This window comes from Amycolatopsis sp. MJM2582 (genome assembly GCF_000754115.1).
In the GTDB taxonomy this organism is placed as follows: Bacteria; Actinomycetota; Actinomycetes; order Mycobacteriales; family Pseudonocardiaceae; genus Amycolatopsis; species Amycolatopsis japonica.
The window spans coordinates 1,746,861-1,772,017 of sequence record NZ_JPLW01000001.1; the positions used below are offsets into that span (position 1 = coordinate 1,746,861).

The window sequence follows — 25,157 nt, forward strand, 5'->3', positions numbered from 1 at the left end:
TAATTCCCGGACGTGATGCCTGCCATGGGGTGGCAAGGTTTCGCGGTTGCGGGACGTTGACACCGAAGAGACGCTCAACGGGGCGTGTCTTGAGACCAGAAGGTAGGCGAAGAATGGCTGAGGCTCTGTACACCGCTGTGGCCACCGCTCGCGGCGACGGCCGCAACGGTGAGGTCACCTCCTCCGACGGCGTCATCGACGAGTCGCTGGCGATCCCGAAGGAGATGGGCGGGCCCGGTGGGGACAAGACGAACCCCGAGCAGCTCTTCGCCGCCGGCTATTCCGCCTGTTTCCACTCCGCGTTGCAGCTCGTCGCGCGCCAGGCGAAGGTGAAGCTGGACGGCTCCACCGTCACCGCCGAGGTCAGCGTGCTCAAGCAGGACGTGGGCTTCGGTCTCGGCGTGGCGCTCAAGGTTTCGCTGCCCGGCCTGGAGCAGGCGCAGGCCGATCAGCTCGTCGAGCAGGCGCACCAGGTGTGCCCCTACTCGAACGCGACCCGCGGCAACATCGAGGTCGCCCTGTCCGCGACGGTCTGATCCCGTCCACGGCAGGTCCATTCCCGAACCGACTGATTTCTGAAAGGAAGACCGAAAAATGGGCAAGTCTCCGATCCAGAGTCCGTTGAGCGAAGCCGACAAGGAGATCACCGGTAACGCCTTGCAGGCCACGCTGGTCGATCTGGTGGACCTGTCGCTGATCGCGAAGCAGGCCCACTGGAACGTCGTCGGCGCGAACTTCCGCAGCGTGCACCTCCAGCTCGACGAGCTGGTCGACACCGCGCGCCAGTACGTCGACGAGGTCGCCGAGCGCGCCAACGCCATCGGTGTCTCGCCGAACGGCCAGGCGAAGGCCGTCGTGGAGAGCTCCGGCCTGCCGGCCTATCCCGACAACTGGCAGTCCGTCGAATCCACGGTCGCCGCGATCGTCGGCATCCTCGCCGCGCTGATCGAGCGGCTGCGCAAGCGCATCGACGAGACCGACAAGAGCGACCTGGTCACCCAGGACCTGCTCATCGCGATCACCCAGGAGCTCGAAAAGGCGCACTGGATGTGGCAGGCGCAGCAGGCCTGACCCCTTCCGGTCCCGCGGATGTCATGAAAGGGTCGTTCAGGACGAAAAACGTCCTGAACGGCCCTTTCCTGACATTTGGGGGCTGACCGAAGTGCCCTCTCCCGCCTGCGGGGATAAGTTCAGATCATGGTGCTGCACAAGGGAACCGCGTCCGATCCGGACCGCAAGACCGGGGCCAACCCGCTGTACGCCGGCGCGTATCCCGCGCTCGCCGCGAACATCCGTCTCCCGCACGACAGCCTCGCCGAAGACCCGCTCCCGCCCGACACCGCGCTCCAGCTGGTGCGCGACGAGCTGATGCTCGACGGGAACGCCCGGCTCAATCTCGCCACGTTCGTCACCACGTGGATGGAACCGCAGGCCCGCGAGTTGATGGCCGAATGCGTCGACAAGAACATGATCGACAAGGACGAGTACCCGCAGACCGCGGAACTCGAGCGGCGCTGCGTGAACATCCTCGCCGATCTGTGGCACGCGCCCGATCCCACCGCGATCATGGGCTGCTCCACCACCGGTTCGTCGGAAGCCTGCATGCTCGCCGGCATGGCGCTGAAGCGCCGCTGGTCGAAGCTGGGCCGCACCGGCAAGCCGAATCTGGTGATGGGCGCGAACGTCCAGGTCTGCTGGGAGAAGTTCTGCGAGTACTGGGAGGTCGAGCCGCGGCTGGTGCCGATGGACGGCGACCGGTTCCATCTCACCGCCGACGAGGCGATCGCCCGCTGCGACGAGAACACGATCGGCGTCGTCGCGATCCTCGGGTCCACTTTCGACGGCAGCTACGAGCCGGTCGCCGAGATCGCCGCCGCGCTCGACGGCCTGGCGGAACGCTCCGGCTGGGACATCCCCGTGCACGTCGACGGCGCTTCGGGCGCGATGATCGCGCCCTTCCTCGACCCTGAGCTGAGCTGGGACTTCCGCCTGCCGAGGGTGGCGTCGATCAACACCTCCGGGCACAAGTACGGGCTCGTCTACCCCGGCGTCGGCTGGGTGCTGTGGCGCGACAAGGACGCGTTGCCGGAGGAGCTCGTCTTCAACGTCAACTACCTCGGTGGCGACATGCCGACTTTCGCGCTGAACTTCTCCCGTCCCGGCGCCGAGGTGGCCGCGCAGTACTACACGTTCGTCCGGCTCGGCCGCGAAGGTTTCCGTGCGGTGCAACAGGCTTCGCGTGACGTCGCGACCCAGCTGGCGGACGGGATCGCCGAACTGGGCCCGTTCCGGCTCCTGACCCGCGGCGATCAGCTGCCCGTGTTCGCCTTCACGACGAAGCCGGACGTCGAGGGCTTCGACGTCTTCGACGTGTCACGGCGGCTTCGCGAGCGTGGCTGGCTCGTCCCGGCGTACACGTTCCCGGAGAACCGGACCGATCTCGCGGTACTGAGGATCGTGGTGCGCAACGGTTTCACCCACGACCTCGCCGATCTCCTGCTCGCGGATCTCCGCCGCCTGCTGCCCGAGCTCGATCACGGCCCGCGACGGCGGACCGCGTTCCATCACTGAGCCGGGTGCCCTGCGTCACGCCGGATTTCCCCGGGCCCTACCGGCGCGTAACGTCGGGGTATGGGAGTCGCCGGAGACGAACGTCGTGCGTTGAGCGAGCTTTTCGAAGAGGTCGGCCCGGACGCGCCGACCCTGTGCACGGGCTGGAAGACGCGGGACCTCGCGGCCCATCTGCTGGTCCGCGAGCGGCGGCCCGACGCGGCGCCCGGCATCCTGGTGCCCGCGCTCGCCTCGTACACGCAGCGGGTGCAGGACTCCTACGCCGCACGGCCGTGGTCCGAGGTCGTCGGCAAGGTCCGGTCCGGCCCCGCCTGGTACTGGCCGACGTCGATCGGCGCGGTCGACGAGCTGGCGAACAGCGCGGAGTTCCTGATCCACCACGAGGACGTCCGCCGGGGGCAGCCCGGCTGGGAGCCGCGTCCGGCGGACTCCGCGCGGGACGCGGCGGCCTGGAAGTCCGCGAAGCAGGCCTCGAAGCTGAACCTGCGGAAATCACCGGTCGGCGTGATCCTGAAGACCCCCGAAGGCCGCGAAGCGCGGGTGAAGGAAGGCCCGGACACGGTGACCGTGATCGGCGCGCCGATCGAGCTGCTGCTGTTCGTCTTCGGCCGTGACGCGGCCCGGATCACCTTCGAAGGCGACGCCTACGCCGTCGACCGTCTGCGGAAACACGACCGCGGGCTTTAGAGTTCCGGCCATGCCGATGATCAATGTTTCGATGTTCCCCGGCCGCACGGCCGAGCAGAAGCAGGCCCTCGTGCGCGAGGTGACCGACGCCTTCGTCCGCACCTGCGGCGGAAACCCCGAAGGCGTCTGGGTGACCATCAACGAGATTCCCGCCGAACACTGGGCGTCCGGCGGGACTCTCTTCTCCGATCGCTGACCCGTTGGCCGGGGTCAGCGAAGCCCGACCGCCCGCTGCGCGAAGAACACCTCGATCGCGGTCTGCTTGATCGTCTCGGCGATCACCAGCGAACCGTGGCCGGCGTCGAACCGGTAGAACTCGAACGGGATCTCCCGTTTCGCGAGCCGGTCGAGGTAGTTCTCGACCTGCCGGATCGGGCAGCGCGGGTCGTTGTCCCCGGCGAGCACCAGCACCGGCGCCGTCACGGCCTCGACGTAGGTGATCGGCGAGCATTCCCGGTACACCGCCGGCACCGTCTCCGGCGAACCGCCGAACAGCGCCCGGTCGAACGACCGGAGCTGCTCCATCTCGTCCTCGTACGCGGCGACGTAGTCGGCCACCGGCACCCCGGCGATCCCCGCCGCCCAGCGCGCGGGCTGGGTGCCCAGCGCCAGCAGGCTCAGGTAGCCACCCCACGAAGCGCCGTTCACCACGCACTTCTCCGGATCTGAGAGTCCACTTTGGACCGCCCAGTCGTGCACGGCTGCGACGTCTTCGAGTTCGGTCAGGCCGGGACGGCCTTCGATGGCGTCGCGCCAGGCCGAGCCGTACCCGGTCGAGCCGCGGTAGTTGACCTCGACGACGGCGAATCCGGCGTCGAGCCAGACGGCGCGGTACGCGGAGAAGCGGTCCTCGTCGGCCGAATGCGGCCCGCCGTGCAGGGAGAAGACCGTCGGCAGCGGACCTTCGGGCGCGTCGGCCGGACGCGAGACCAGCGCGTGGATCTGCCCGCCGATCCCGTCGACGAACGCGTCGGTGACCGGGGAAGACTCCGGGGCGCGCTCACCCGGCGGTTCGAGGAGCACGGAGTCCTCACCGTCCGCGGTCCGCGCGCGCACCGCCGTCGGCTGCGCGGCACTGGACCACGAGTACTCGACCGTGCCGTCGGGCCGCACGCCCGCGCCGCCGATGCGGCCGGGCGGCGTGTCCAAAGAGGACAGTTCGCCGGTCGCGAGGTCGTACCGGTGCAGGGAACTGCGGCCTTGGTGGAAGTGCACGACCAGCAATGCCGTCGCGTCGGGATACCAGCCCGCGACCACCTCGCCGGGCAGATCCAGCTCGATCTCCTGCTCGGTGTCCGCGGCGGTGTCCCAGATCAGGAGCTCTTCGCGGCCGCGCCGCTCGTGCAGCACCAGCAACCGCTGATCGCCGGCGACCGGCGAGTACTCGAGCGCGCCGAGGCCTTTGCCCTCGCCGTCCCATTTGTCGGCGATCGTCGTGAACCCGTCGGTCGACAGGACACGCAGCGCGGGGTGGCGCGAATCACCGTGTTCGGAGTGGGAGATCGCGAGGAGCGACTCGTCGCGGGACAGGGAGGCGATCCCGGCGTCGTCTTCGTGCTTGTAGAAGCTGGTGGTCTCGCCGTCGATATGGGCGAAGAGTTCGCTGCCGTCGTCGGTCGAGACGCCGACCGCGATCACCCGTGTGCCGATCTCGAGCCCGGCGGGGTAGCCGTCGTGGACGTCCGGCACCGCGCGCTCGGCGGCGGCGCCCGGTACGAACGGTTCGCGGACCCAGGAACCGAATTCGTCGCCGTCGGTGTCGTTGAACCACCAGATCCAGCGGCCGTCGGGGGACGGGGTGGCGTGCATGGTGCCGTTCGGCCGGTCGGTGACGCGGCGGTGCTCGCCGGTCGACCGGTCCCAGGAATAGACCTCCCAGACGCCGCTGGCGTTGGAGACGTAGACGTTGGCGTCGGGGGCGTCGATGGCCCACTCGGGGACCGAGATCCGCGGCGCGTGGAAGCGGGCCCGCCACCTCGTCTCGGCTTCGGCGTCGTCGAACAGGCGGTCCGGGACCGCCGCGGACGGATATTCAGTGCCTGACTGCGTGCTCACCCCTCGATCCTGCCACTCGGGAGCCGTACTGTGTGCGGGGTGCTGGAGGGAAACGCGCCACGCGCGCGGTCCGCGCGTCAGGCGGTCGAACGGGCCGTGTTCGCGCAACCGCTGTTCGGGCCGGGGATGGGGTGCGTCGACGTCGGCTGCGGGCCGGGTTCGATCACCCTCGGTATCGGCAACGGACACAGAAAGTCCACAGTGGACTTCTTGGTGGCGGAGGCGTGCGCGTTGCCGTTCGCCGAGGATTCGGTGGACGTGCTCTTCGCACACGCCGTCTTCGAATACCTGAGGGAGCCGGGTGCCGCGCTCGCGGAGTTCCGTCGCGTCCTCAAACCGGGCGGCACCCTCGCACTGTCCACATCGGACTGGAGCCGGGCGCGTCTGCGGCCGAAGACGGCGAATGTCGACGCCGCCCTTCGTGGCCACTACCTGCTGTGGCGCCGCGCGGGCGGCGACCCGTTCGCCGGGCGCTCGCTGCCCGCGGCGGTCGCGGCCGCCGGTTTCACCGACGTACGAACGAAAACCCGCTACCGCACGGACACGACTTACCGCGCGCTGGCGACGTCCGTGGAGGCGCGGCTGGTGACGGCGCTGGAAACCGCGACGACCCCGGACCGCGACCAGCTCGCGTCGGCCGCCCGCTCGGCTTGGTCGTGGGCGCGCTCGGGGGACGGGGATTTCGCGCAGTGCTGGACCGAGTTGCTCGCGACCCGCTGAGCGCTCTTGCGGCGTCCCCAATGTGGCATTGGGGACGTTGAGTGTCCCCAATGCCACATTGGGCGCGCTCAACGCTCGTTGTCCACAGGCGTTCATCGTTGTGGACAACCACCGCCGCCGGCGGCCCTTTCGTCCAGTCCCGACGCCCCTCGGCGATACGCTGGAGCCGGGGTCGCCCCCCCTGGGAGTGGCGGGGGCTGCGCGGGGGTCCTGTGTTGGGGAGCGCGTCGGAGGGGGCCTGTCCTGAAGGGGGCCTTTGGGACGTTGGGTGTCCTGAAGGTGGCCTTCAGGACACGTTTCCCATGTCACACGGGGGCATCCGGCGTCAGCCCTGCGGAAGCCCGCAACGCGAAAGAGCCTTGCTCGCGAAAGCGAGCAAGGCTCTTTCGATCTTGCGTCGGGGTGGCGGGATTCGAACCCACGACCTCCTCGACCCGAACGAGGCACGCTACCAAGCTGCGCCACACCCCGGATACTTCTTAGCGGGTCGAGGAGAAGTTTAGCGGACGGTGTTTCGGGCTTTGCGGGGGGCTGCTTTCCGGTGGTTCTCGCTGGTCGTGCCGCGTGGGACGAGGGTCAGCAGGCTCGCCTCGGGCGGGCACGCGAAGCGGGCCGGAGCGTACGGAGAGGTGCCCAGTCCGGCGGAGACGTGCAGCCACATCTGGGCGCCCCAGCGGGACGCGCCGCGGGCGCGGGTGCGGTCCAGTTCGCAGTTGGTGACGAGCGCGCCGTAGCCGGGGACGCGGAGCTGCCCGCCGTGCGTGTGGCCCGCGAGGACGAGGTCGTAACCGTCGCCGGCGAACTCGTCGAGCACGCGGGGCTCCGGCGAGTGCGTGACGCCGATGCGGACGGCCGCCGCGGTGTCCACGGGGCCCGCGATGTCGGCGTAGCGGTCGCGGTGAAGGTGCGCGTCGTCGACGCCCGCGGTGAACACGTACTGGTCGGCCACCTCGATGGTGCGCCGGACGTGGGTGAGGTCGTTCCACCCGTGCTCGACGAACGCCGCGCGGAGGTCGCGCCACGGCAGGTGCTCGCCGTGGATGCGCTTCTTCTTGCCCTTCGGCATGAGGTAGCGGGCGGGGTTCTTCGGTTTCGGCGCGTAGTAGTCGTTGCTGCCGAAGATGAACACGCCGGGCCGGTCCAGCAAGGGGCCGAGTGCGCGCAGCACGGACGGGACGGCCTGGTGATGTGACAGGTTGTCACCGGTGTTGACGACGAGGTCCGGTTCGAGTTCGTCGAGCGCCGCTACCCAGCGTTGTTTGCTCACGTGGCCGGGCAGCATGTGCAGATCGGAGATGTGGAGGATCGTGAAGGGCTTCGCCCCTGCCGCGAGGACCGGGAGCTCCGCGGTGCGAAGCGTCCACCGGCGCCTTTCGATACCGACCGCGTAACCGAGGGTCGCGGCACCCAGGGCGACGGTTCCCACGGCCAAGCGCCGTACCGTCGCCCCCGAAGTGCTTTTGTTACTGAGCGTGCTCACAATGTCCAGTTTACGTGCTCTGCGGTGGTGATCGTCCGCCCCCATTCCGGCGATCTCGGTAAATCGCTGGAATGGCCTCTTTTCTTCACCTTCCGTGGTCGGCGCGGAGTGTCGCGATCAACCGACATGGTCTCGTCGACCGCTGTTCCCCGTTAGGCCGCCAGGTGGTCACTCAAAGTTAGAATGACGTGACACATCGTGATTTGCGCTGGTGAATACGGCTTCAGCGCTGCTGATCGTTTTTCGGTGGCGTACCTGTCTGCTCGCCTGTGGCACCGGCCGGCCGGTGCCACAGTACGACAACGAGGCGGCACAGGGCGATGACCGCGCCGGGGCCGAGGATCGCTGACCACAGTCCGACGATGCCGGGTTCCTTGGGGCTGACCGTTGCCAGGGTCAGCCCCGTCACCAAAGCGGCGGATACAAGCAAATGAGCCGATAAAGCGAAGAGCTTGGTTCGCCGCGTCGGGTATGGCCGGCTGGCGAGGTAGATGGACACGACGAACGCGGGAATGTAGACGAGGAATGCTCCGGTCACATCAACCCCTTCGCTCCGGCTGTCGGCGAAGGCCGACCGGCGCAGGCCTCGGCATGTCAGGCGGGAGTCAGCGTCCGCCGCCCATGTACTTCGGGTCCGGAGCCGGCAACGGCAGCGCTTCCTGGCCTTCGAGGATCTTCGACATCGCCCCGAACCAGGTCTGCGCCGGCGTCTTCCCGCCGAACATGTTCGGGTTGCAGCCTCCTGTGCGTACATTGCCGGGCCCGAAGTAGCAGAGGCCACCGTTTCCGCCCTTCGGACGGAACACCATCGCCGCGCCCGCGAGCTGCGGGGTGGCCCCCAGGTAGGTGCCCGAGCCGTTGTTCTGCGTGGTCCCGGTCTTGCCCATCACCGGACGGTTCCAGCCGACACCGTTCGCGGCGCCGAACGACGTCCCACCGGGCTGGCTGTCCCTGCTCATGCCGACCGCGAGGGTGTTGGCGAGGCCTTCGGGCACCACCTGCTCGCAAGCGGCTTCCTTGACGGGCACCGGCTTTCCGTCCCGGTCGGTGACACCGGACAGCGGGGTCGGCGGGCACCAGACGCCACCGCTCATGATCGTGGCGCCGACGTTCGCCAGTTCCAGTCCGCTCAGCGGAGCCGGGCCGAGGGTGAACGAGGCGTTTCCGGCCCAGCCGGGTCGCGGACCGAACGCCTGCAGCTGACTGGTGTTGGCACCGGGGTTGTCGGACTTCGGATCCACGGCGCCACCGCCGAGGTTGCTGGCCATGGTGTCGCGCATCCCGAGTTTGCGCGCCATCTCCACGATCGGCCCCGTACTCCCGACCTTCTCCTCGAGGGCCACGAACGCGGTGTTCGGCGAAGTCGCCAGCGCCTGCTGCATCGACATCTGCCCGCCCGCCGGGTTGTAGTCGCCCGCGTTGCCGAGGCAGTACCAGCGGGAGCGCAACGGCGGCCCGGTCGGAGCGCACTTGGGGCCACCACCGGCGAACACGCGGGAGGTGTAGAAGTCGGTCACCGGAAGGGGACTGTTGATCCCCGCCACACCGGCTTCCAAAGCCGCGGCCGCGGTGAAGGTCTTGTACGCCGATCCCGCGCCACCGGTGTTGTAGACGCCGGAGGGCAACGCGAACGTCGTCTGTCCCTGATCTTCGTGCAATCCGTAGTCACGGTTCGCCGCCAGCGCGACGACCTCGTGCCGCTGTTTGCCCGGCTTCACCAAGGAAAGCGTGTTCGCGACGTTGTCCTGCGTCTTCTTGACCTGGGCCTCGGCCGACATCTTGGCCTCGTGGTTCGCCCGTTCGTCCAAAGTGGTCTGAATCCGGTAGCCGCCGGTGTAGAGATCGTCCTTCGTCATCCCGGATTTGAGGAGATAGTCCTCAACGTACTGGCAGAAGAAACCGTTCTCCGTGCCGGCGCCGACGCAGTTCGACGCGGGCTTCTGCGGGCCGCCTTCGACGACGCCGAGCGGCTCGGCCTTGAACCGTTCCGCGTCCACCTTCGCGAGCTTCTGGTTGTCGACCATGCGGTCCAGCACCAGGTTTCGCCGTTCGGTCGCCTTCGCCGGGCTCTTCCACGGGTCGTTGACGGCCGGGTTGTTCACCAGACCGGCCAGCAACGCCGCCTGCGGCACCGTGAGCTTCTCGACGGGCGTGTTGAAGTACGCGTTCGCGGCCGCGCCGACGCCGTAGATCTCACGCGAGAACTCGACGACGTTCAGGTAGCCGGTCAGGATCTGCATCTTGTTCAGCTTGGTTTCCAGCTGGATCGCGATGCGGGCTTCCTTCAGCTTCCGGGCGACCGACTGCTCCTGTGCGCGCTTCTGGCCCGGCTTGTCGTCCCGGTAGACGACGTTGATCAAGTAGTTCTTGACGTACTGCTGGGTCAGCGTCGACGCGCCCTGCGTGTCCCCGCCGGTGCTGTTGCTGACCGCCGCGCGCAGCGTGCCCTTCCAGTCCACCCCGTTGTGCTCGTAGAAGCGCTTGTCCTCCACGGAGATCAGCGCCCACTTCATGGCGTCGTTGATCTGCGTCTCGGTGGTCGGGATGCGGTACTGCTTGTACAGCGTCGCGATCTGCTTGCCGGTGTTGTCCGTGATCGTCGTCACCAACGGCGGCGGGATGTCCGCTAGGTCCGAAGATGTCTTGTCGACGGTCTCGCTCGCCTGGTTCGACAGCACCCCCGCGGCACCCGCCACCGGGAACAACATCCCCGCGACCAGCACCCCCGCGAGCACACAAAGGCCAATGAGCTTCAGCAGACCGTCCGTTTTGCGCACGCGGACCAGGGTACGCGGATGCCGTTAGCCCACCGTGACGTCACCTAGCTGAAAGTGTGGATTCGGTTACGAAATCGACCCCATGAGGTGACGGCCGGTAGTCGGAGGCATTCTAGGGCTTGGCGGAGGGAACCGAGGGCCCTTACAGTCCGTCAACGTCTCACGTATGAAAAAGCCGACAGACGGGTGAGTGCGAGCGGCAGTCGCATTCGGCCGAACGGAGGCACCGGCACCGGGGAGGTGTCGGCTCAACCGACGTGAGCACACAGGGAGACACGCTCATGGGGGCAGGAGCGCAGGCTTTTCGTCCCCCCGTGGTGTGTCGAACACCAGGGTAGGGAGCTGGGGGTATGGAAACCAACCAGTCGAGCTGGCGAGTCAATGCGTCGTGCCGCGACACCGATCCGGACGGGTTGTTCGTCCGGGGGGCGGAACAGAACCGGGCCAAGGCGGTCTGCCTCGGTTGCCCGGTCAGGACGGAATGCCTCGCCGAAGCGCTCGATGGCCGGATCAACTTCGGTATCTGGGGAGGTATGACCGAACGGGAACGGCGGGCGCTGCTGCGGCGGCGGCCGGACGTTTCCAGCTGGGCGGACCTGCTTGAAGCGGCGAAGCGCAGTTTCACCGGGATCGACGAAGAGGAAGACGTGCGCGTCCGAGTCTCGTGATCGTGGTTCCGTGAAAAGGCCCCTTCCCTGAGTCCAAGGTAGGGAAGGGGTCCTTCACGAAAGACTCAGGACTGGGTGGCGAGCCTGGTTCCGATGTCGCGCAGGCCTGCGAGATCGTGCACGTCGCTGGGGAGCGCGGGCACCCGCACCAGCGGGACCTCGGGATGCGCCCGCGTGAACCTGGCGAGCAGCCGCGTCTCTCGATCGGCCAGCGCGACCCGGTCCGCGTGCAGGCGAAGGACGGCTTCGGCCAGCGGAGCGCTGGTCTCGCCCTTCGCGAGCTGTTCGGCGGCCGCGACGGCTTCGGCACTGGAGAGCGGGGCAAGCACCGGATGCGTCCGGTTCGCGACCAGCCCGGCGAGCGGCATGCTCTCCTCCGAAAGCCGCTCCACGAAATAGGACGCCTCGCGCAGCGCGTCCGGCTCAGGCGCGGCCACCACGAGGAACGAAGTGCCGCCGGACCGCAGCAGCTCGGAGGTTTTGCGCGCGCGTTCGCGGAAACCGCCGAACATGCTGTCGAAGGCCTGCATGAACGCCGAAGCGTCCGTCAGCAGCTGGCCGCCGATGATCGTCGAGACGGCCTTCGCGAACATCGAGAACCCGGCGTTGACGACCTTGCGCAGGCCCCAGCCGCCCGCCTTGGCCGGACCGGTGAGCAGCCGGATCATGCGGCCGTCGAGTGCGCTCGAAAGCCGTGTCGGCGCGTCGAGGAAGTCCAGCGCGGACCGGCTCGGCGGCGTGTCGACGATGATCAGATCCCATTCGTCGGTTGCCGCGAGCTGCCCCAGCTTCTCCATCGCCATGTACTCCTGCGTGCCGGAGAACGACGTGGAAATGGTCTGGTAGAAGGGGTTCTGCAGCAGCTGCTCGGCGCGTTCAGGGCCGGCGTGGACGCGCACCATGTCGTCGAAGGTGCGGCGCATGTCGAGCATCATCGCCCACAGCTCGCCCTTGGGCTCGAAACCTTCGACCTGCACCTGCTTCGGGTGATTGCCCAGTTCGCGCAGACCGAGCGCCTGTGCCAGCCGCCGGGCCGGGTCGATGGTGAGCACCACCGTCTGCCGCCCGCGTTCGGCCGCACGCAACGCGAGCGCCGCCGCGGTGGTCGTCTTGCCGACCCCGCCGGAGCCGCAGCACACGATGACCCGGCTCTCCGGATCGTCGATCAGCTTGTCGACCTCCAGGATGTCCGACATCAGCGCACCCCCTGCTCGGTCAGCGCTTCGGCGAGGTCGTAGAGCGCCGCGACGTCGACGCCGTCGGTCAGATCCGGCAGTTCGAGGCCCGGCAGGTCCGCCTCGGACAGCTGTTCGCGGGCGCGCTGCTCGGCCGCGACCCGCACGGCGTGCTCGACGGTCTCCTCGACGAGCGCGTCGAGGGTGCTTTCGGGCAGGTCGAGACCGGCCGACGCGAGCCCGGCGCGGACGCGCGAGGCGTCGACACGGCCGTCGGCGGCGGAACTCACCGAGCGGGCGGGCAGCCGCGGCGGGCGCACCCGGTTCACCAGCACGGCGCCGGGACGCAGGTCGGCGCCGTCGAGTTCGGCGACCGCTTCGACGGTCTCCCGCACCGGCATCTCTTCCAGCAGCGTGACCAGGTGGACCGCGGTCTCACCGGAGTGCAGCAGCCGCACGACGCCGTCGGCCTGGCCGCGGATCGGGCCGGTTTTGGCGAGGTCGGTCAGGGCCTTGGTGACGTCGAGGAACTTCACGACCCGGCCGGTGGGCGGCGAGTCGACGACGACGGCGTCGTAGGTGTGGCGGCCGTCCGATTCGGTGCGGCCGACGCATTCCTTGATCTTCCCGGTGAGCAGGACGTCGCGAAGGCCGGGCGCGAGCGTGGTCGCGAACTCGATCGCGCCCATCCGCCGCAGCGTCCGCCCCGCGAAGCCGAGGTTGTAGAACATCTCGAAGTATTCGAGCAGCGCGGCCTCGACGTCGATGTGCAGGGCGCGCAGTTCGCCGCCGCCGGGGACGGCCGCGATGCGCTGCTCGGCGTACGGGAGCGGCTCGGTGTCGAAGAGCTGGGCGATGCCCTGGCGGCCTTCGACCTCGATCAGCAGCACTCGGCGCCCGCCCTTGGCGAGGGCGAGGCCCAGCGAGGCGGCGAGCGTGGTCTTGCCCGTCCCGCCCTTACCGGTGACGAAATGCAGCCTGGCTCTCGCGAGTTCGTCGGTCCAGCCGGCAAGGGGTGTGCTCACCGGTCCCACCCTAATTGAGCGATCAGCTCGCCAGCATCATGACGCCGAGCGCGGCCACGACCAATCCCACGACGCACCAGGTCAGGACGCCGGGCAGCACCGTGAGCATCACCACACCGAGCAACAGGAGCGCCACGAGGGCGACCGCGCCGGTGCTCGCGACCGTCGCCGAGCGGCCCGTGCGGTCCCGTGCCTTGGCCATCAGGACCAGCACCAGCGGCAGCCCGGCCGCGGCGAGCAGGACGGTCGCGACCACACGCCAGGTCTCCACGGGATCTCACGTTAGCGTCGTGAGTGGCGATTCGGGTTAGAACCCGAATCGCCACTCACGACCCACCGGACCGATCAGCTTCCGACGGGGGTCGCGGGCACGCAGGGGACCGGCTTCGCGTGCGCCGGGTCCAGCGCGTTGAGGACGTGCCCGGCGGCGTTGCGGTCCGCGGCGACCCCGGCGTGCTCGGCCAGGTCGAGCAGACAGCTGTCCTGCAGCACGATGTTCTTCACGTTCGGGCCGGTGCCCATCCCGCTCGTGTACGGGACGACGGCCTCGTCGTACCGGGTCATGATGTTCGTGTAGGTCACGCCCGGCTGGAAGACGCCGTTGCCCGACCGCAGCTTCGTCAGGAACTCCGAGCCGCGCAGGAACTGGCGGCACGAACCGCAGAGCGGGTCGAGGATGCCGTTGAAGCCGGGCGCGAGCCCCAGCGCGCCCGCGAGCGCGTACAGATGCGAGGCACCGAACAGCGTCGTGCCGTTCCAGAGCGGGGTCAGGCTGACGTACTTGTCCACTTTGGACGCTCCGCCGAGGAACTTCACATAGTAAGAAGGCATCAGCGTGCCTTCGGAATGCCCGAGGATGTCCACCTTGGACGCGCCGGTCGCGCCGCGCACCTTGTCGATGAACGCCGAAAGCTCCTTCGCGCTCTGCTCCATCGGCAGCAGCCCGCCGGGCTGGTAGATCGGCAGCGGTTCCCCGGGGACGCCGTAGGTGAGGGAGAAGACGCAGTACCCCTGGTTCTTGAGAAGCGGGCCGAACGTCTGCCAGTTCACCGTCTGGTTGGCGCCGAGCCCGTGGGTGAGCACCACCGGGTTCGGATGGGCCGCGCTCGGGCGGCAGTCGAAGTCGTTCGCGCCGGGTGGCGGGCCGCCGGGGTTCGCCGCTTGCGCGGGCAGTGCCGCGGCCAGCGTCCACGGGACGGGGAGTTCCTCGTCGGCGGTCGCGGGGGAAGCGCAGATCAGGGCAAGGGCCGCGGCCAGGAAGGTGGCGGCGAGGGACTTCGTCGTCCGCATGTCGGCGTCCTATCTACTCCCGAGTAGGTGTGAAGTGAACCACATCGACGGGAATTCGGCGAACCGTCCGCGAGAGGGTTTTCCGCATGTGTGTCGGGCGCCCTTGCCGGTTTGGCTACGCTCCCGGGCATGAGCGCCACCAAGTGGGAGTACGCGACCGTCCCCCTGTTGATCCACGCCACCAAGCAGATCCTCGACCAGTGGGGCGAGGACGGCTGGGAGCTCGTCACCGTGCTCCCGAACCCGACCGGCGAGCAGCACGTCGCCTACCTCAAACGAGCGAAGAACTGAGGGATTGAAGCCATGACCTGGAGCGATCGACTCGCCGAGCTCGGTATCGAACTGCCGGCCGTCGCCGCCCCGCTGGCGGCCTACGTGCCCGCGGTCCGGACCGGTTCGCACGTCTACACGGCCGGGCAGCTGCCCTTCGTGAAGGGTGAGCTCGAAGCGACCGGCAAGGTCGGCGCCGAGGTCAGCCCCGAAGAGGCGAAGCAGTACGCGCGGACGTCGATCCTCAACGCCCTCGCCGCGGTCGACTCGGTCGCCGGCATCGACAACGTCGTGCGGGTGGTCAAGGTCGTCGGGTTCGTGGCGTCCGCGGAGGGCTTCACCGGCCAGCCCGCGGTGATCAACGGGGCGTCCGAGCTGCTCGGCGAGATCTTCGGCGAGTCGGGCATCCACGCCCGGTCGGCCGTCGGCGTCGCCGAGCTGCCGATCGGGGCGCCGGTCGAGATCGAACTGATCGTGGAGGTGAAGTGATGGACCCGGACATCGAACGGTCCTCGCACGAGCTCCTGCTCCGGCTGGCCGGACGGCTGCCGGACCAGCTCTTGTGGCGGTTCCGTGACTGGCTGGGCGAAGGTGCGATGGGCACGCTCGCGCGGACCCTGCCCAGGTCTTTGCTTAAGCACAGGATCGACCTGGACCAAACCGAGTATCGCCTGCTAGTCGCCGGGCTCATCCCTCACGGAGCCGACTGGCATCAGGTGAGTTCCACCCTGGGGGTAGACGACGTCACCGAGACCAGGTACACATTCACGCAGAGTGCGCCCGAATGGGTGAACTCCGTCGACTCTGTGTCCGTATTGATCCACGCGACGTTGCGAGGACGGCCGGATGTGGGTGAAGTGCGGCAAAGCTGGCGACACCTCGGTGTGGTCGGCGAGGGTGGGGCGAAACGAGTCCTCCTGGTCACGGCGACGAACGAGCTGCCGAGGCTGACCGGCGAACTGCAGCGCGTCCTGCGCGTGCTGGGTGACGAGGAGCCCGGCGTCGAGGTTCTCCCGCCGAGCATCGACCTCACCGGCTATCACCGCACCGCGCTCACCAACTCCGAGCTGATCTGTGTGGGCGCGGTGGACACCGGAAGTCGGCTGGTCGCCGCTTAACGCTCGCTCCACCAGGCGAGCCGGGAGGGAGCAGAGCAATGGTGGAGGTCCACGACGGCCCGCCCATGGACGGGTTCTCGGTGCCCCTGCGCCTGCACAACCTGTTACTGGCCCTGGCGGGTCGTATCGACGACAGTGCTTTGACCGAAGCGCGTGAGCTGATCGCGCGTGCGCACATCGACGAAGCGGTGGAGCTCACCACCGGCACCCTGATCGCGGGGAAGATCCCGGTGAGCTCCTCCGAACAGCGTGAACTCGCGCTCGTCCTCGAGATGAGCCGGTCCGACGCCACCCTCGCGAACGACCTGCTGGTCGTCGAGGAGGACGAGCCGGTGCTCACCCACCGGTTCACCGGGGAGAACCAGCCCGAATTCGGCCTCGCCGAGGCGCTCGACCGCACCCTGCAGGTGCTGCCGGACGTCCGGTCGGTGCACGCGGTGTGGCGGAACACGCCGGCGGGCAGTGTGCCCGGCGCGCTGCCGCAGCGGGTGGTCCTGGTCGAGATCGGGCCCGAGGGCAACCCGCCCGCGGTCGCGTTCCGCGTGGACACCGCGCTTCGCCGCGCGGGCATCCGTTCGGTCGTCGAGGTCGCGGGCCCCGGCGTCGCGCGGTCCGCGTACCACCAGGCCGCGTCTTCGGCCGCGAGTCCTGTCTGGGTCACCGGGAGTACCCACTCCAGTGACTTTCGGTCCGAACCGGTGACTCCGCCGCCCGCTCCCGCCCCGGCTCCCGAGCCGGTCAAGGAGCAGCCGAGCAGGCACGGGCTGCGGCCGGTGGGCGGCGGAAGCCACGAACCGGCCGAGCCGATCGCGCCGGTGGTGCCGATCGTGCAGCAGGCGCCCGCGACGACGACGTCTTCCTCGTCTTCGTCGGAGTCGGCACCGCCGCGCAAGTCGCGGGCGGAGACCCGTGCCGAGCGCACGGCCGACCTGACCCCGGCCGAGGTGGCGCAGCTGCGCCAGGCGCTCAAGGAGGACCCCGAAAAGGGCCGCGAGATCGCCACGGGCAAGCCGAGCATGCACGAGGTCGTCGAGCTGCCCGCTCTCGATCTCGACGATCCCAGCCTGAGCGAGCGCGACCGCGCCCTCCTGCGCGAGCTGCACGCCGAGCTCGCCGAACGGGAGCGCGCCGAAGCGGCGAAGATCCGGCTGAACGGCGCTTCGCGCAGCAGCGGCTCTAGCTGGTCCTGACGAGTCCCACGCGTTTCGTCCTCTGGATGCGGTAGTTGCACGCGCAACGATCGCAACCAGAGGACGAAACGCGGTGTTAGGTTGCGGGTGTGGCTGAAGAACTGACATTCGACATCCCGGTGGGGGCCGGGGTGGGCACCCGCGCCAACGCCGACGGCGAGCCCGTGACGCCCAAGGACGCGGCGACCGTGATCCTCCTCCGCGACGGCACCGAAGGCGTCGAGGTCTTCCTGCAGCACCGGGTGAAGGGCATGCCCTTCGCGGGTGGCATGACGGTCTTCCCCGGCGGCGGCGTGGATTCCCGCGATGTCGACACCTCCGTGAGCTGGGCCGGGCCGGAGCCCGCCTGGTGGGCGGAACGCTTCGGCTGCGACGAGTCGCTGGCCCGCGCCCTGGTGTGCGCGGCCGTGCGGGAGACGTTCGAAGAGTCGGGCGTACTGCTCGCGAGCACCGGCGACACGGTCGTCACCGACACGACGCCGTATCACGACGCCCGCGAAAAGCTGGTCTCCCGCGAACTCTCGCTCGCCGCCTTCCTCGAAGCGAACGGCCTGACGCTGCGGGCGGATCTCTTGCGCCCGTGGGCGAACTGGGTGACCCCGCCGCAGGAACCGCGCCGCTACGACACCTGCTTCTTCGTCGCCGTGCTGCCCGAGGGCCAGCAGGCGGACGGCGCCACCTCCGAAGCCGTCAGCTCCGGCTGGCAGCGGCCCGAAGAGGCCATCGCCGATGCCAAGGAAGGCCGCCGCATGCTCATGCCACCGACCTGGCTCACGCTCGCGGAACTCGGCGAGTTCGAGTCGGCGGCCGCGGCTCAGGCCGCCGAGCGCGAGATCTCGAAGATCATGCCGACGCTGGTGCGCGACGGCGACAAGGTCCGAGTCATCCTGGACCCGGCGTGAGCGCCCCCGCGTACGGCGTGCTGCGCCGGATCACGCCGACGACTTCCGTGCTGCTGGAGAACAATCCTTCGTCGATGACGTTGGAGGGCACCAATTCCTGGGTGTTGCGCGGGCCCGGCGCGTCGGGTTCCGTGGTCGTCGACCCCGGTCACGAGGACATCGAGCATCTGACGCGGCTGGCGGAGACCGGCGCCGTCGAGCTGATCGTGCTCACCCACCATCACCCCGACCACGCCGAGGGCGCGCCCTGGTTCGCCGAGCGCGTCGGCGCCCCCGTGCGGGCCTTCGACGAGAAGCTCTGCATCGGCGGGAAGTCCCTTGTGGACGGTGAGGTGATCGAGGCGGGCGGTGTCCGGCTGTCGGTGCTGCACACGCCGGGCCACACCGGCGACTCGATCTGCCTGGTGTCCGACGGCCAGATCCTGACCGGCGACACCATCCTCGGCCGCGGCACCACCGTGCTGCACGACCTCGGTGACTACCTGCGTTCGCTGCGGAAGCTCATCGGGCTGCCCGACGGCACCGTCGGCCTGCCGGGACACGGCCCGGAGCTGCCCGATCTGGCCGCGACCGCGCGCGAATACCTGGCACACCGGGAAGAACGGCTCGATCAGGTGCGTTCGGCACTGGAGACACTCGGCGCGGACGCCACCCCGCGCCAGGTGGTCGAGGTCGTCTACGCCGACGTCGACAAGGCTTTGTGGGCGCCCGCCGAATGGAGTGTGCGGGCGCAGTTGGACTACCTGAGGTCGGAGGACGGCGAATGAGTGACGTCGAGGTCGAGTTCTACTGGCGCCCCGGATGCGGATTCTGCGCCGCGCTGGAGCGGCCGCTGTCGAAGAGCGGCTTCAAGGTGAAGCGGGTCAACATCTGGGAGGACCCGGACGCCGCCGCCCGCGTGCGTTCGGTGGCGAACGGGAACGAGGTCGTGCCGACGGTCTTCGTGGGTTCGAAGGCGATGGTGAACCCTTCGTTCGGGGAGATCGAGGCCGCGGTGAAGGCCGCCTCCGCCTGACCCCGCAGCGTGCTATGAAAGGTCCTTTCCTTGCAAAATTTGCAAGGAAAGGACCTTTCATGGCGTTCGGGTGCGGGCGCCGCGTGGGGCCGGGTGTCAGCGCGGCAGCATCGGCATCACGTAGTACGTCAGCTCCACCTCGCCCGGCTCCACCGCGCGGATGACGCAGGCGCGCATCCCGGGCTGGATGTCCAGCCGCACCCGTTCCCCGGCGAAACCCTGCAGCGCGTCCAGCAGGTAGCGCGCCTGGAACGAGGGCGACGTCCGGCCGCCGGACACTTCCGCTTTCAGCGTTTCCTCGGCCTCCCCGGTGTTCTGCTTGGCACTGGCCAGCCGCAGATGCGCGTCGCCGACCTCCAGTGTCAGCACCCGGCGATCGTCCGCGTAGACGCCGACGCGGCGCACGGCGGCGGCCAGCGCGTCGGCGGAGACCTCGACCGTCGTGTCCACAGTGGACGATTCGATCAGCTTCTCCGAGAGGAAACCCGCGTCGAGTACGGCGGTCGTGACGGCGACACCGGCCCAGCTCAGACCGAATCGGGTGCCGTCGCCATGCAGGCCCACTGTGCCGCGCGCCTGCTTCGCCGTCTCGGCGAGCAGGCCCGCCGGGACCAGTGCGTCGATCGGCTCGCCCGCGGAGCGCAGCGGCAGGGTGGCCACGGCCATCCGGTAGCGGTCGGACGCCGTCAGCCGCAACTCGCGGCTGAAGCTCTGCACGCGGACACCGGTGAACATCGGCAGCGCGTCGTCCTTCGCCGCCGTGCCCGCGACGGTGCGCAACGCGGTCACGAGCGCGTGACCGTCCACTTCGGACACCTTCGGCGGCATGTCCGGGAGGTTCAGCTCACGGCTCAGCAACGGCAGCGCGTAGCGCCCGCCCTCCACCCGCACGGCCAGCCGCGAACCCTCGACGACCAAACGCACCAGGTCGTCTTCGAGCATGCGCAGCGTCTCCGCCAGTGGCCCGGCGGGGACGAGGACCTCGCCATCGGTGTGGACCATGGCCTCGGCCGTCAGGCGGACGGCTCGTTCGCTGTCGTTGCCGCCGACGGTCAGCCCGTCTTTTCCGGCGCGCAGCAGCAGGCCGGAACGGGCCGACAGCAGCCGGGCGGCGGCGGAGACGGCGGACGAAAGGGGGCGGGTGGCGGCGGTCAGGTCCATGCCCGCAAGCTAGCGGGCGGCACCGACAAGTTCGGGCGCTTCGGCGGCGGCCGCGGCGGACTGCGGGCGGAAGGTGCCGCGCAGCAGCCACACCACCGCGGCGAGCGCGAACCCGACCACGCCGGCGGCGAGGAACGCCGCTTCGTGCCCGGCGTGCTCGACGAGGTAGCCGCTGATCGACTGCCCGAACGCGAGGCCGAGGGTCACCGCGGTGAGCACCCAGCCGAACGCTTCGGCCGCCGTGCCCTTCGGCGCGGCGATCTCGATGGCCGCCGAGTGCGTCGTCGACTGCGGCGTGATGAGCGCGCCCGCGGCGAGCATGGCGAGCGCGAGGCCCCAGAGCGAACCCGGCAGCGCGAGCAGCGCCACCAGCGCGCCGAACCCGGCCAGCAGCACCGGCAGCCGCAGGCCCATCTGACGCGGCCACGGGCGCAGGCTGTACGCCACCCCGAACGCGACCGAACTGACCGACCACGCCGAAAGCAGCAGACCGCCGATGGAGGTGTTCCCCGCCTCGGTCGCGGCCGCCGGGACGGCGACCTCGACGAACCCGATCACCGCGCCGAAGCCCAGCGCGGCGATCGCCAGCGTGCGCATCCCGGGGCTGGCCAGCGCGCCGAGCAGTTTGCCGCCCGTCGACGGCGACGGCCCCCACGCGCGCACGGTCGGGCTCAGCGCGAACAGGACCGCGCCCGCGATCATGGTCAGCGAGCCGGTCACGATGCCGGTGCCCGCCCACGGCGCGGCGATCAGCAACCCCGCGAACCCGGGGCCGAGGATGAAGAAGACCTCCATGCTGATCGCCTCGTAGGAGAACGCGGCGTTGCGCGTGGGCCCGGCGGGCAGCAGCCGTGTCCACAGTGCCCGCGAGGCCGAACCGACCATCGGTTCCGTGATCCCCGTGCCGAAGGCCAGCGGGACCAGCACGAGCGTCGGGGCGTGCGCCTCGATCGCGAGCACCAGCCCGGTCATCGCCAGCGCGAAGAGCATCGTGGTGGTCAGCAGCGGCCGCGTCGGTCCGAACCGGTCGATGAGCCGTCCCTGCACGACCGCGCCCACGGAGACGCCCACCAGCGACCCGGCTGACACCAGTCCGGCCGCGGCGAAGGAGCCCGTCTCACGCTGGACGTAGAGCAGCGCGGAGATACCGATCATCGCGATCGGCAGGCGGGCGAGCAGCGACGCGATCACCGCCCCGCGGGATCCGGGCGCGGTCAGCGCGGCGCGGTAGTCGGCGAGGGAGGTGCGGTGGCTCTCGGCGGAAGCGGACACAGACTGGGACACGCGTACCAGTATGAACACTTTGGTACGCGAGTACCAGATCTGCGGCGGTAAGTTTGGTCACCACCGGATCCGGGTACTACGGACCACGAATCCTCCAGGTTCGTCACGATCAGGTAACAGTCGGTCGATTCTGGGTCATTCGGGGCAACAAATCGACGCAGATGGCGTCCTTGAGAGTGAAAGAACTTGAGTTCACGGCCGATGGCCGTGGATGGTTGTACGACAAACACACAGCTTCCAGCTCCCTCCGGCGTACGGGTCGGGGCCTTGTTCCGGAGGGCGGGGAGCGCGGATCGTCGGGGGATGGTCCGCGCACAGCGAAGAGCCGGTGCGCCACGTCGGGGGTGGCGCCCGGCTCTTCGTTGTGTCTAGCGCTGTGTCCGGGTCCAGATGTCATGAAAGGGCCGTTCAAGACGAAAAACGTCCTGAACGGCCCTTTCATGACACATCGGAAGGGCGGGGCTAGCGTGCGCGGCGGGCCAGGCGCTCCGGGTCCAGGATCAGCACGCTCTTGCCTTCGAGCCGCAGCCAGCCGCGGTGCGCGAAGTCGGCGAGAGCCTTGTTGACGGTCTCGCGCGAGGCGCCGACGTACTGGGCGATCTCTTCCTGCGTCAGGTCGTGGGTGACCCGCAGCAGACCGGCCTCCTGGCTGCCGAAGCGCTGCGCGAGCTGCAGCAGCGCCCGCGCCACGCGGCCCGGGACATCGGTGAAGATCAGCTCGGCGACCATGTTGTTCGTCCGGCGCAGCCTGCGGGCGACCACCCGGAGCAGCTGCTCGGCGATCTCCGGGCGAGTGGAAATCCACTGCCGCAGCGCCGGGCGGTCCATCGTCACCGCGCGGACCTCGGTCACCGTCGTCGCGCTGGACGTCCGGGGGCCGGGGTCGAAAATGGACAGCTCGCCGAACATGTCGGACGGGCCGAAGATGCCCAGCAGGTTCTCGCGGCCGTCGGGTGACTTGCGGCCGATCTTCACCTTGCCGGACTGGATGATGTAAAGCTTGTCGCCGGGTTCACCCTCGTTGAAGATGACATGCCCGCGAGGGAACTCCACGGATTCCAAGGTCTGTGCCAGCGCCTCGGCGGCTGCCGGCTCAACACCCTGGAAAATGCCCGCTCGGGCCAGGGTTTCGTCCACCTCGGGTGCCTCCTCATCGAGATACGACGTCGATCCTCATTCTGCCGAGGACCGTGTCGTCGATCACTTTTCGCGTCAGTCTAGGTCGTGCGCGCGAGATCGCTCGTCGGCACGCCGAACGCGCGCGCGGGCCGGGAACGATCTCGCTCGAACGTGGAGCCTAACTCCGCACGCGTCGCGCGCGAAGCCTGGCCGCCTTCCCGCCCAGCCTGCGCAGCCGGAAAAGCTCGAGGGCGCGCCCGATGCCGTGCCCGTAAAGGGCCCTGACCTCGTTGGGCTGAGCCTGCTCGAGGAACTCCTCGACCTCGTTCTCCTGCACCGCGACGTGCTTGAGCCTGGTCTCCACGCGTTCCATGAACAGCGCGAAGAACATGATCACCAGGGGCACGAGGATGACGAACCAGACGGTCATGAGCCCTGCCCAGGGAATTCCGAAAAGTTGTGCATTACTCCAGATCCTCGCTCATGGCGTCCTCGATCGAAGCGCCGAGGTGGTGCTCTGGCGTGTCGGCCGTCGACCGGCGGGATGCTCCCACTGGCTCGTCCGATGGCGCCCGTAGGCTATCGGGGTGCCTCCTGCCCCCACCAATGCCCCCCGCGCGGGGGGCAAGGGTGAAAGCCGGCTCGCGTTGGTGAGACGCGCCAGGCGGATGAAGCGTTGCCTCGACGACGAGTTCCCCGACGCGCACTGTGAGCTCGACTTCACCACTCCGCTCGAACTGCTGGTCGCGGTCGTGCTTTCGGCGCAGACCACCGACGTCCGCGTGAATCAGGTCACGCCCGCGCTCTTCGCGCGCTACCGGACCGCCGCGGACTACGCCGGCGCCGACCGCGCCGAACTCGAGGAGTACCTCCGCCCGACGGGTTTCTTCCGCGCCAAGGCGAACTCGGTCATGGGGCTGGGTGCCGCGCTGGTGGAGCGCTACGACGGCGAAGTGCCCGGCAAGCTGAAGGACCTCGTCACGCTGCCGGGGGTCGGCCGCAAGACGGCCAACGTCGTGCTCGGCGACGCCTTCGGGGTCCCCGGGATCACCGTCGACACCCATTTCGGGCGCTTGGTCCGCCGCTGGGGCTGGACCGAGGAGGAGGATCCGGTCAAGGTCGAGCACGCCGTCGGCGAGCTGATCCCGCGCAAGGAGTGGACGCTCCTCTCGCATCGGACGATCTTCCACGGCCGCCGGGTCTGCCACGCCCGCAAACCGGCCTGTGGCGCCTGCCCGCTGGCCAAGATGTGCCCCTCGTACGGAACCGGCCCGACGGAATTCGAAGAGGCCGCGAAGCTGGTCAAGGGCGAAGAGCGCGACCACATCCTCGATCTGGCGGCCCGCCGGTGACCAGGGTCACCAAACTGGCCCTCGGTGCCGCCGTGCTGGTGGTGGCCCTGATCGTCGCGTTGCTCACGACGCGGGACGGCCAGGCGCCCGCGAAGACGTCGGGGGATCTCACGGCCGCGCGGGCGAAGGCCGCGCTCGCCCCTTGCCCGCCGCCTGGGCCCGGTGAGGTGGCGAAGCTGCGTGGTGTCGACGTCGAGTGCCTCGGCGACGGCTCCAGGGTCGACCTCGCCAAGGTGGTCTCGGGCGGTCCCGTGCTGGTCAACCTGTGGGCGTCGTGGTGCGAGCCGTGCCGGGCCGAGCTCCCGCTGCTCCAGCGGTACGCCGCGCAGCCCGGAGCCGCGCGGGTGCTCCTCGTCCAGGTCGCGAGCTCCGGCGCGGACGGGCTGGCGATGCTGGCCGAACTGGGTGTCCGGCTGCCGTCCGTGTTCGACGGTGACGGACAGTCGGGGCCCGTGCGGACGGCACTGAAGGCCCCTTCCTCGCTCCCGGCGACGTACCTGGTCACGGCGGGCGGCGACGTCCGGCTCATCGAGAACCCACGCGTCTTCCTGAACACTGACCAGGTGCGCGCCGCTGTGGAAGGGACACCATGACCGGCCCCCTCGTGGACCCGGAGGCCGTGCCCGCCTGGCTGCAACCGCTGGTCAAGATCAGCGGCGAGGTCGACGCGGCCACCTTCAGCCGGTTCAGCGTGCCGCCGGACGCGAGCTACCGGTCCGCGTCCGTCCTGATGCTCTTCGGCGAAGGCCCGCAGGGGCCGGACGTCCTGCTCCAACGCCGTGCGGACACCCTCGGCTCGCACGCGGGCCAGGTCAGTTTCCCCGGCGGGGGTGCCGAGCCGGAGGACGGCGGACCGGTCGGCACCGCGTTGCGCGAGGCGGAGGAGGAGACCGGCGTCGAGCCCGCGGGTGTGCTGCCGGTGGCGGTGTTCCCGGAGCTGTTCGTCCCGGTGTCCAGCTTCGCCGTGACGCCGGTGCTCGCCTACTGGCGGACGCCGTCGCCGGTGCACGCCGTCGACCCCGGCGAGACGGCGGCCGTGGCCAGGGTGCCGGTCGCCGAGCTCACCGACCCGGCCAACCGGTTCCAGGTCACGCGCAAGGGTTACGACTGGAAGGGGCCGGCGTTCGACGTCGGCGGGATGTTCGTCTGGGGTTTCACGGGCGGTCTGCTGGCGATGACGCTGGCGCTCGGCGGCTGGGAACGGGACTGGGACCACGGCGACGTCCGGGACCTTGACGTAGCGTTGGCCGAACATCAGGCGCGGGTCGACGGGCGGCAAGTGCCGGAGAAGGAGTAGG

At 69.2% G+C, this 25,157-nt stretch carries 29 protein-coding genes and 1 tRNA gene; 17 read left to right on the forward strand and 13 right to left on the reverse strand.

The window, feature by feature from the left end; all coding sequences use genetic code 11:
• Nucleotides 1–113: 113 nt before the first annotated feature.
• From ED92_RS08595 to ED92_RS08615, 5 genes are all read left to right on the forward strand, one after another.
• Entirely contained in the window at nt 114–536 is a 423-nt protein-coding gene (locus tag ED92_RS08595; RefSeq protein WP_037335004.1) for an organic hydroperoxide resistance protein, read from the forward strand.
• 58 nt (nt 537–594) lie between these two features.
• Entirely contained in the window at nt 595–1,071 is a 477-nt protein-coding gene (locus tag ED92_RS08600) for a Dps family protein (RefSeq protein ID WP_037335006.1), read from the forward strand.
• A 126-nt stretch (nt 1,072–1,197) separates the two neighbouring features.
• Complete coding sequence (locus tag ED92_RS08605; protein ID WP_037335007.1) at nt 1,198–2,571, forward strand: glutamate decarboxylase; 1,374 nt, start codon at nt 1,198–1,200, stop codon at nt 2,569–2,571.
• 60 nt (nt 2,572–2,631) lie between these two features.
• Complete coding sequence (locus ED92_RS08610; protein WP_037335009.1) at nt 2,632–3,258, forward strand: TIGR03085 family metal-binding protein; 627 nt, start codon at nt 2,632–2,634, stop codon at nt 3,256–3,258.
• Between the two features lie 10 nt (nt 3,259–3,268).
• Nucleotides 3,269–3,454 (forward strand): 2-hydroxymuconate tautomerase, encoded by a 186-nt coding sequence (locus tag ED92_RS08615; protein WP_037335012.1) that lies wholly within the window; start codon nt 3,269–3,271, stop codon nt 3,452–3,454.
• Between the two features lie 14 nt (nt 3,455–3,468).
• Here the strand turns inward: ED92_RS08615 and ED92_RS08620 are convergent, their stop codons facing one another.
• Complete coding sequence (locus ED92_RS08620; protein ID WP_037335015.1) at nt 3,469–5,313, reverse strand: prolyl oligopeptidase family serine peptidase; 1,845 nt, start codon at nt 5,311–5,313, stop codon at nt 3,469–3,471.
• 39 nt (nt 5,314–5,352) lie between these two features.
• On the opposite strand from ED92_RS08620, the gene ED92_RS08625 reads away from it, so the two are divergent.
• Nucleotides 5,353–6,033 carry a methyltransferase domain-containing protein gene (locus ED92_RS08625; protein WP_037335017.1) on the forward strand — a complete coding sequence of 227 codons (681 nt, stop codon included), beginning with the start codon at nt 5,353–5,355 and terminating at the stop codon, nt 6,031–6,033.
• A gap of 397 nt (nt 6,034–6,430) precedes the next feature.
• On the opposite strand, the gene ED92_RS08630 is transcribed toward ED92_RS08625, so the two are convergent.
• The 4 genes from ED92_RS08630 to ED92_RS08645 form a co-directional block, all read right to left on the reverse strand.
• Nucleotides 6,431–6,504, reverse strand: a tRNA-Pro gene (locus ED92_RS08630).
• 28 nt (nt 6,505–6,532) lie between these two features.
• Nucleotides 6,533–7,459, reverse strand: coding sequence for a metallophosphoesterase (locus tag ED92_RS08635; protein ID WP_198941694.1), 927 nt, complete (start codon nt 7,457–7,459; stop codon nt 6,533–6,535).
• Between the two features lie 277 nt (nt 7,460–7,736).
• Nucleotides 7,737–8,051, reverse strand: coding sequence for a hypothetical protein (locus tag ED92_RS08640; protein ID WP_037335021.1), 315 nt, complete (start codon nt 8,049–8,051; stop codon nt 7,737–7,739).
• Between the two features lie 67 nt (nt 8,052–8,118).
• A complete protein-coding gene (locus tag ED92_RS08645) occupies nt 8,119–10,290 on the reverse strand; it encodes a transglycosylase domain-containing protein (RefSeq protein WP_152610840.1) in 2,172 nt (723 codons plus the stop codon).
• 350 nt (nt 10,291–10,640) lie between these two features.
• On the opposite strand from ED92_RS08645, the gene ED92_RS08650 reads away from it, so the two are divergent.
• A complete protein-coding gene (locus ED92_RS08650; RefSeq protein ID WP_005166974.1) occupies nt 10,641–10,958 on the forward strand; it encodes a WhiB family transcriptional regulator in 318 nt (105 codons plus the stop codon).
• Nucleotides 10,959–11,023: 65 nt separating this feature from the next.
• Here ED92_RS08650 and ED92_RS08655 read toward each other — a convergent pair whose 3' ends face one another.
• The 4 genes from ED92_RS08655 to ED92_RS08670 form a co-directional block, all read right to left on the reverse strand.
• The gene (locus tag ED92_RS08655; RefSeq protein ID WP_037335024.1) at nt 11,024–12,154 is read right to left on the reverse strand and encodes an ArsA family ATPase; all 1,131 of its coding nucleotides are present in this window, start codon (nt 12,152–12,154) and stop codon (nt 11,024–11,026) included.
• A complete protein-coding gene (locus ED92_RS08660) occupies nt 12,154–13,158 on the reverse strand; it encodes an ArsA-related P-loop ATPase (RefSeq protein WP_037336235.1) in 1,005 nt (334 codons plus the stop codon). The genes ED92_RS08655 and ED92_RS08660 overlap by 1 nt, the downstream gene beginning before the upstream one ends.
• A 22-nt stretch (nt 13,159–13,180) precedes the next feature.
• The gene (locus ED92_RS08665) at nt 13,181–13,429 is read right to left on the reverse strand and encodes a hypothetical protein (protein ID WP_037335026.1); all 249 of its coding nucleotides are present in this window, start codon (nt 13,427–13,429) and stop codon (nt 13,181–13,183) included.
• A 74-nt stretch (nt 13,430–13,503) separates the two neighbouring features.
• Nucleotides 13,504–14,448, reverse strand: coding sequence for a triacylglycerol lipase (locus ED92_RS08670; RefSeq protein WP_037335028.1), 945 nt, complete (start codon nt 14,446–14,448; stop codon nt 13,504–13,506).
• Nucleotides 14,449–14,577: 129 nt separating this feature from the next.
• On the opposite strand from ED92_RS08670, the gene ED92_RS42415 reads away from it, so the two are divergent.
• The 7 genes from ED92_RS42415 to ED92_RS08700 all read left to right on the forward strand — a co-directional run bounded on the left by ED92_RS42415 (nt 14,578) and on the right by ED92_RS08700 (nt 18,943).
• Nucleotides 14,578–14,739, forward strand: coding sequence for a DUF4177 domain-containing protein (locus tag ED92_RS42415; RefSeq protein ID WP_005166970.1), 162 nt, complete (start codon nt 14,578–14,580; stop codon nt 14,737–14,739).
• Nucleotides 14,740–14,751: 12 nt separating this feature from the next.
• A complete protein-coding gene (locus tag ED92_RS08675) occupies nt 14,752–15,207 on the forward strand; it encodes a RidA family protein (protein WP_037335029.1) in 456 nt (151 codons plus the stop codon).
• Nucleotides 15,207–15,836, forward strand: coding sequence for a hypothetical protein (locus ED92_RS08680; RefSeq protein ID WP_037335030.1), 630 nt, complete (start codon nt 15,207–15,209; stop codon nt 15,834–15,836). The genes ED92_RS08675 and ED92_RS08680 overlap by 1 nt, the downstream gene beginning before the upstream one ends.
• A 38-nt stretch (nt 15,837–15,874) precedes the next feature.
• Nucleotides 15,875–17,026 (forward strand): hypothetical protein, encoded by a 1,152-nt coding sequence (locus tag ED92_RS08685; protein ID WP_037335031.1) that lies wholly within the window; start codon nt 15,875–15,877, stop codon nt 17,024–17,026.
• Between the two features lie 89 nt (nt 17,027–17,115).
• Complete coding sequence (locus ED92_RS08690; protein WP_037335033.1) at nt 17,116–17,928, forward strand: NUDIX domain-containing protein; 813 nt, start codon at nt 17,116–17,118, stop codon at nt 17,926–17,928.
• Entirely contained in the window at nt 17,925–18,695 is a 771-nt protein-coding gene (locus ED92_RS08695) for an MBL fold metallo-hydrolase (RefSeq protein WP_037335035.1), read from the forward strand. The genes ED92_RS08690 and ED92_RS08695 overlap by 4 nt, the downstream gene beginning before the upstream one ends.
• A complete protein-coding gene (locus ED92_RS08700; RefSeq protein WP_034314716.1) occupies nt 18,692–18,943 on the forward strand; it encodes a glutaredoxin domain-containing protein in 252 nt (83 codons plus the stop codon). The genes ED92_RS08695 and ED92_RS08700 overlap by 4 nt, the downstream gene beginning before the upstream one ends.
• Before the next feature lie 96 nt (nt 18,944–19,039).
• On the opposite strand, the gene dnaN is transcribed toward ED92_RS08700, so the two are convergent.
• From dnaN to ED92_RS08720, 4 genes are all read right to left on the reverse strand, one after another.
• Nucleotides 19,040–20,104 carry a DNA polymerase III subunit beta gene (gene dnaN, locus ED92_RS08705; protein ID WP_037335039.1) on the reverse strand — a complete coding sequence of 355 codons (1,065 nt, stop codon included), beginning with the start codon at nt 20,102–20,104 and terminating at the stop codon, nt 19,040–19,042.
• Nucleotides 20,105–20,113: 9 nt separating this feature from the next.
• Nucleotides 20,114–21,376, reverse strand: a complete 1,263-nt coding sequence (locus tag ED92_RS08710; protein WP_200882684.1) for an MFS transporter — start codon at nt 21,374–21,376, stop codon at nt 20,114–20,116.
• 474 nt (nt 21,377–21,850) lie between these two features.
• Nucleotides 21,851–22,525 (reverse strand): Crp/Fnr family transcriptional regulator, encoded by a 675-nt coding sequence (locus ED92_RS08715; RefSeq protein WP_003081747.1) that lies wholly within the window; start codon nt 22,523–22,525, stop codon nt 21,851–21,853.
• A gap of 160 nt (nt 22,526–22,685) precedes the next feature.
• The gene (locus ED92_RS08720; RefSeq protein WP_005166943.1) at nt 22,686–22,937 is read right to left on the reverse strand and encodes a hypothetical protein; all 252 of its coding nucleotides are present in this window, start codon (nt 22,935–22,937) and stop codon (nt 22,686–22,688) included.
• A gap of 238 nt (nt 22,938–23,175) precedes the next feature.
• On the opposite strand from ED92_RS08720, the gene nth reads away from it, so the two are divergent.
• From nth to ED92_RS08735, 3 genes are read left to right on the forward strand one after another with little or no spacing between them, the layout of a single operon-like run.
• Nucleotides 23,176–23,859, forward strand: a complete 684-nt coding sequence (gene nth / locus ED92_RS08725; RefSeq protein ID WP_037335044.1) for an endonuclease III — start codon at nt 23,176–23,178, stop codon at nt 23,857–23,859.
• Entirely contained in the window at nt 23,856–24,452 is a 597-nt protein-coding gene (locus tag ED92_RS08730; protein WP_037335047.1) for a TlpA disulfide reductase family protein, read from the forward strand. Before nth ends, ED92_RS08730 begins: the two co-directional genes overlap by 4 nt.
• The gene (locus tag ED92_RS08735; RefSeq protein ID WP_016337878.1) at nt 24,449–25,156 is read left to right on the forward strand and encodes a CoA pyrophosphatase; all 708 of its coding nucleotides are present in this window, start codon (nt 24,449–24,451) and stop codon (nt 25,154–25,156) included. Before ED92_RS08730 ends, ED92_RS08735 begins: the two co-directional genes overlap by 4 nt.
• The last annotated feature ends 1 nt before the right edge of the window (nt 25,157 follow it).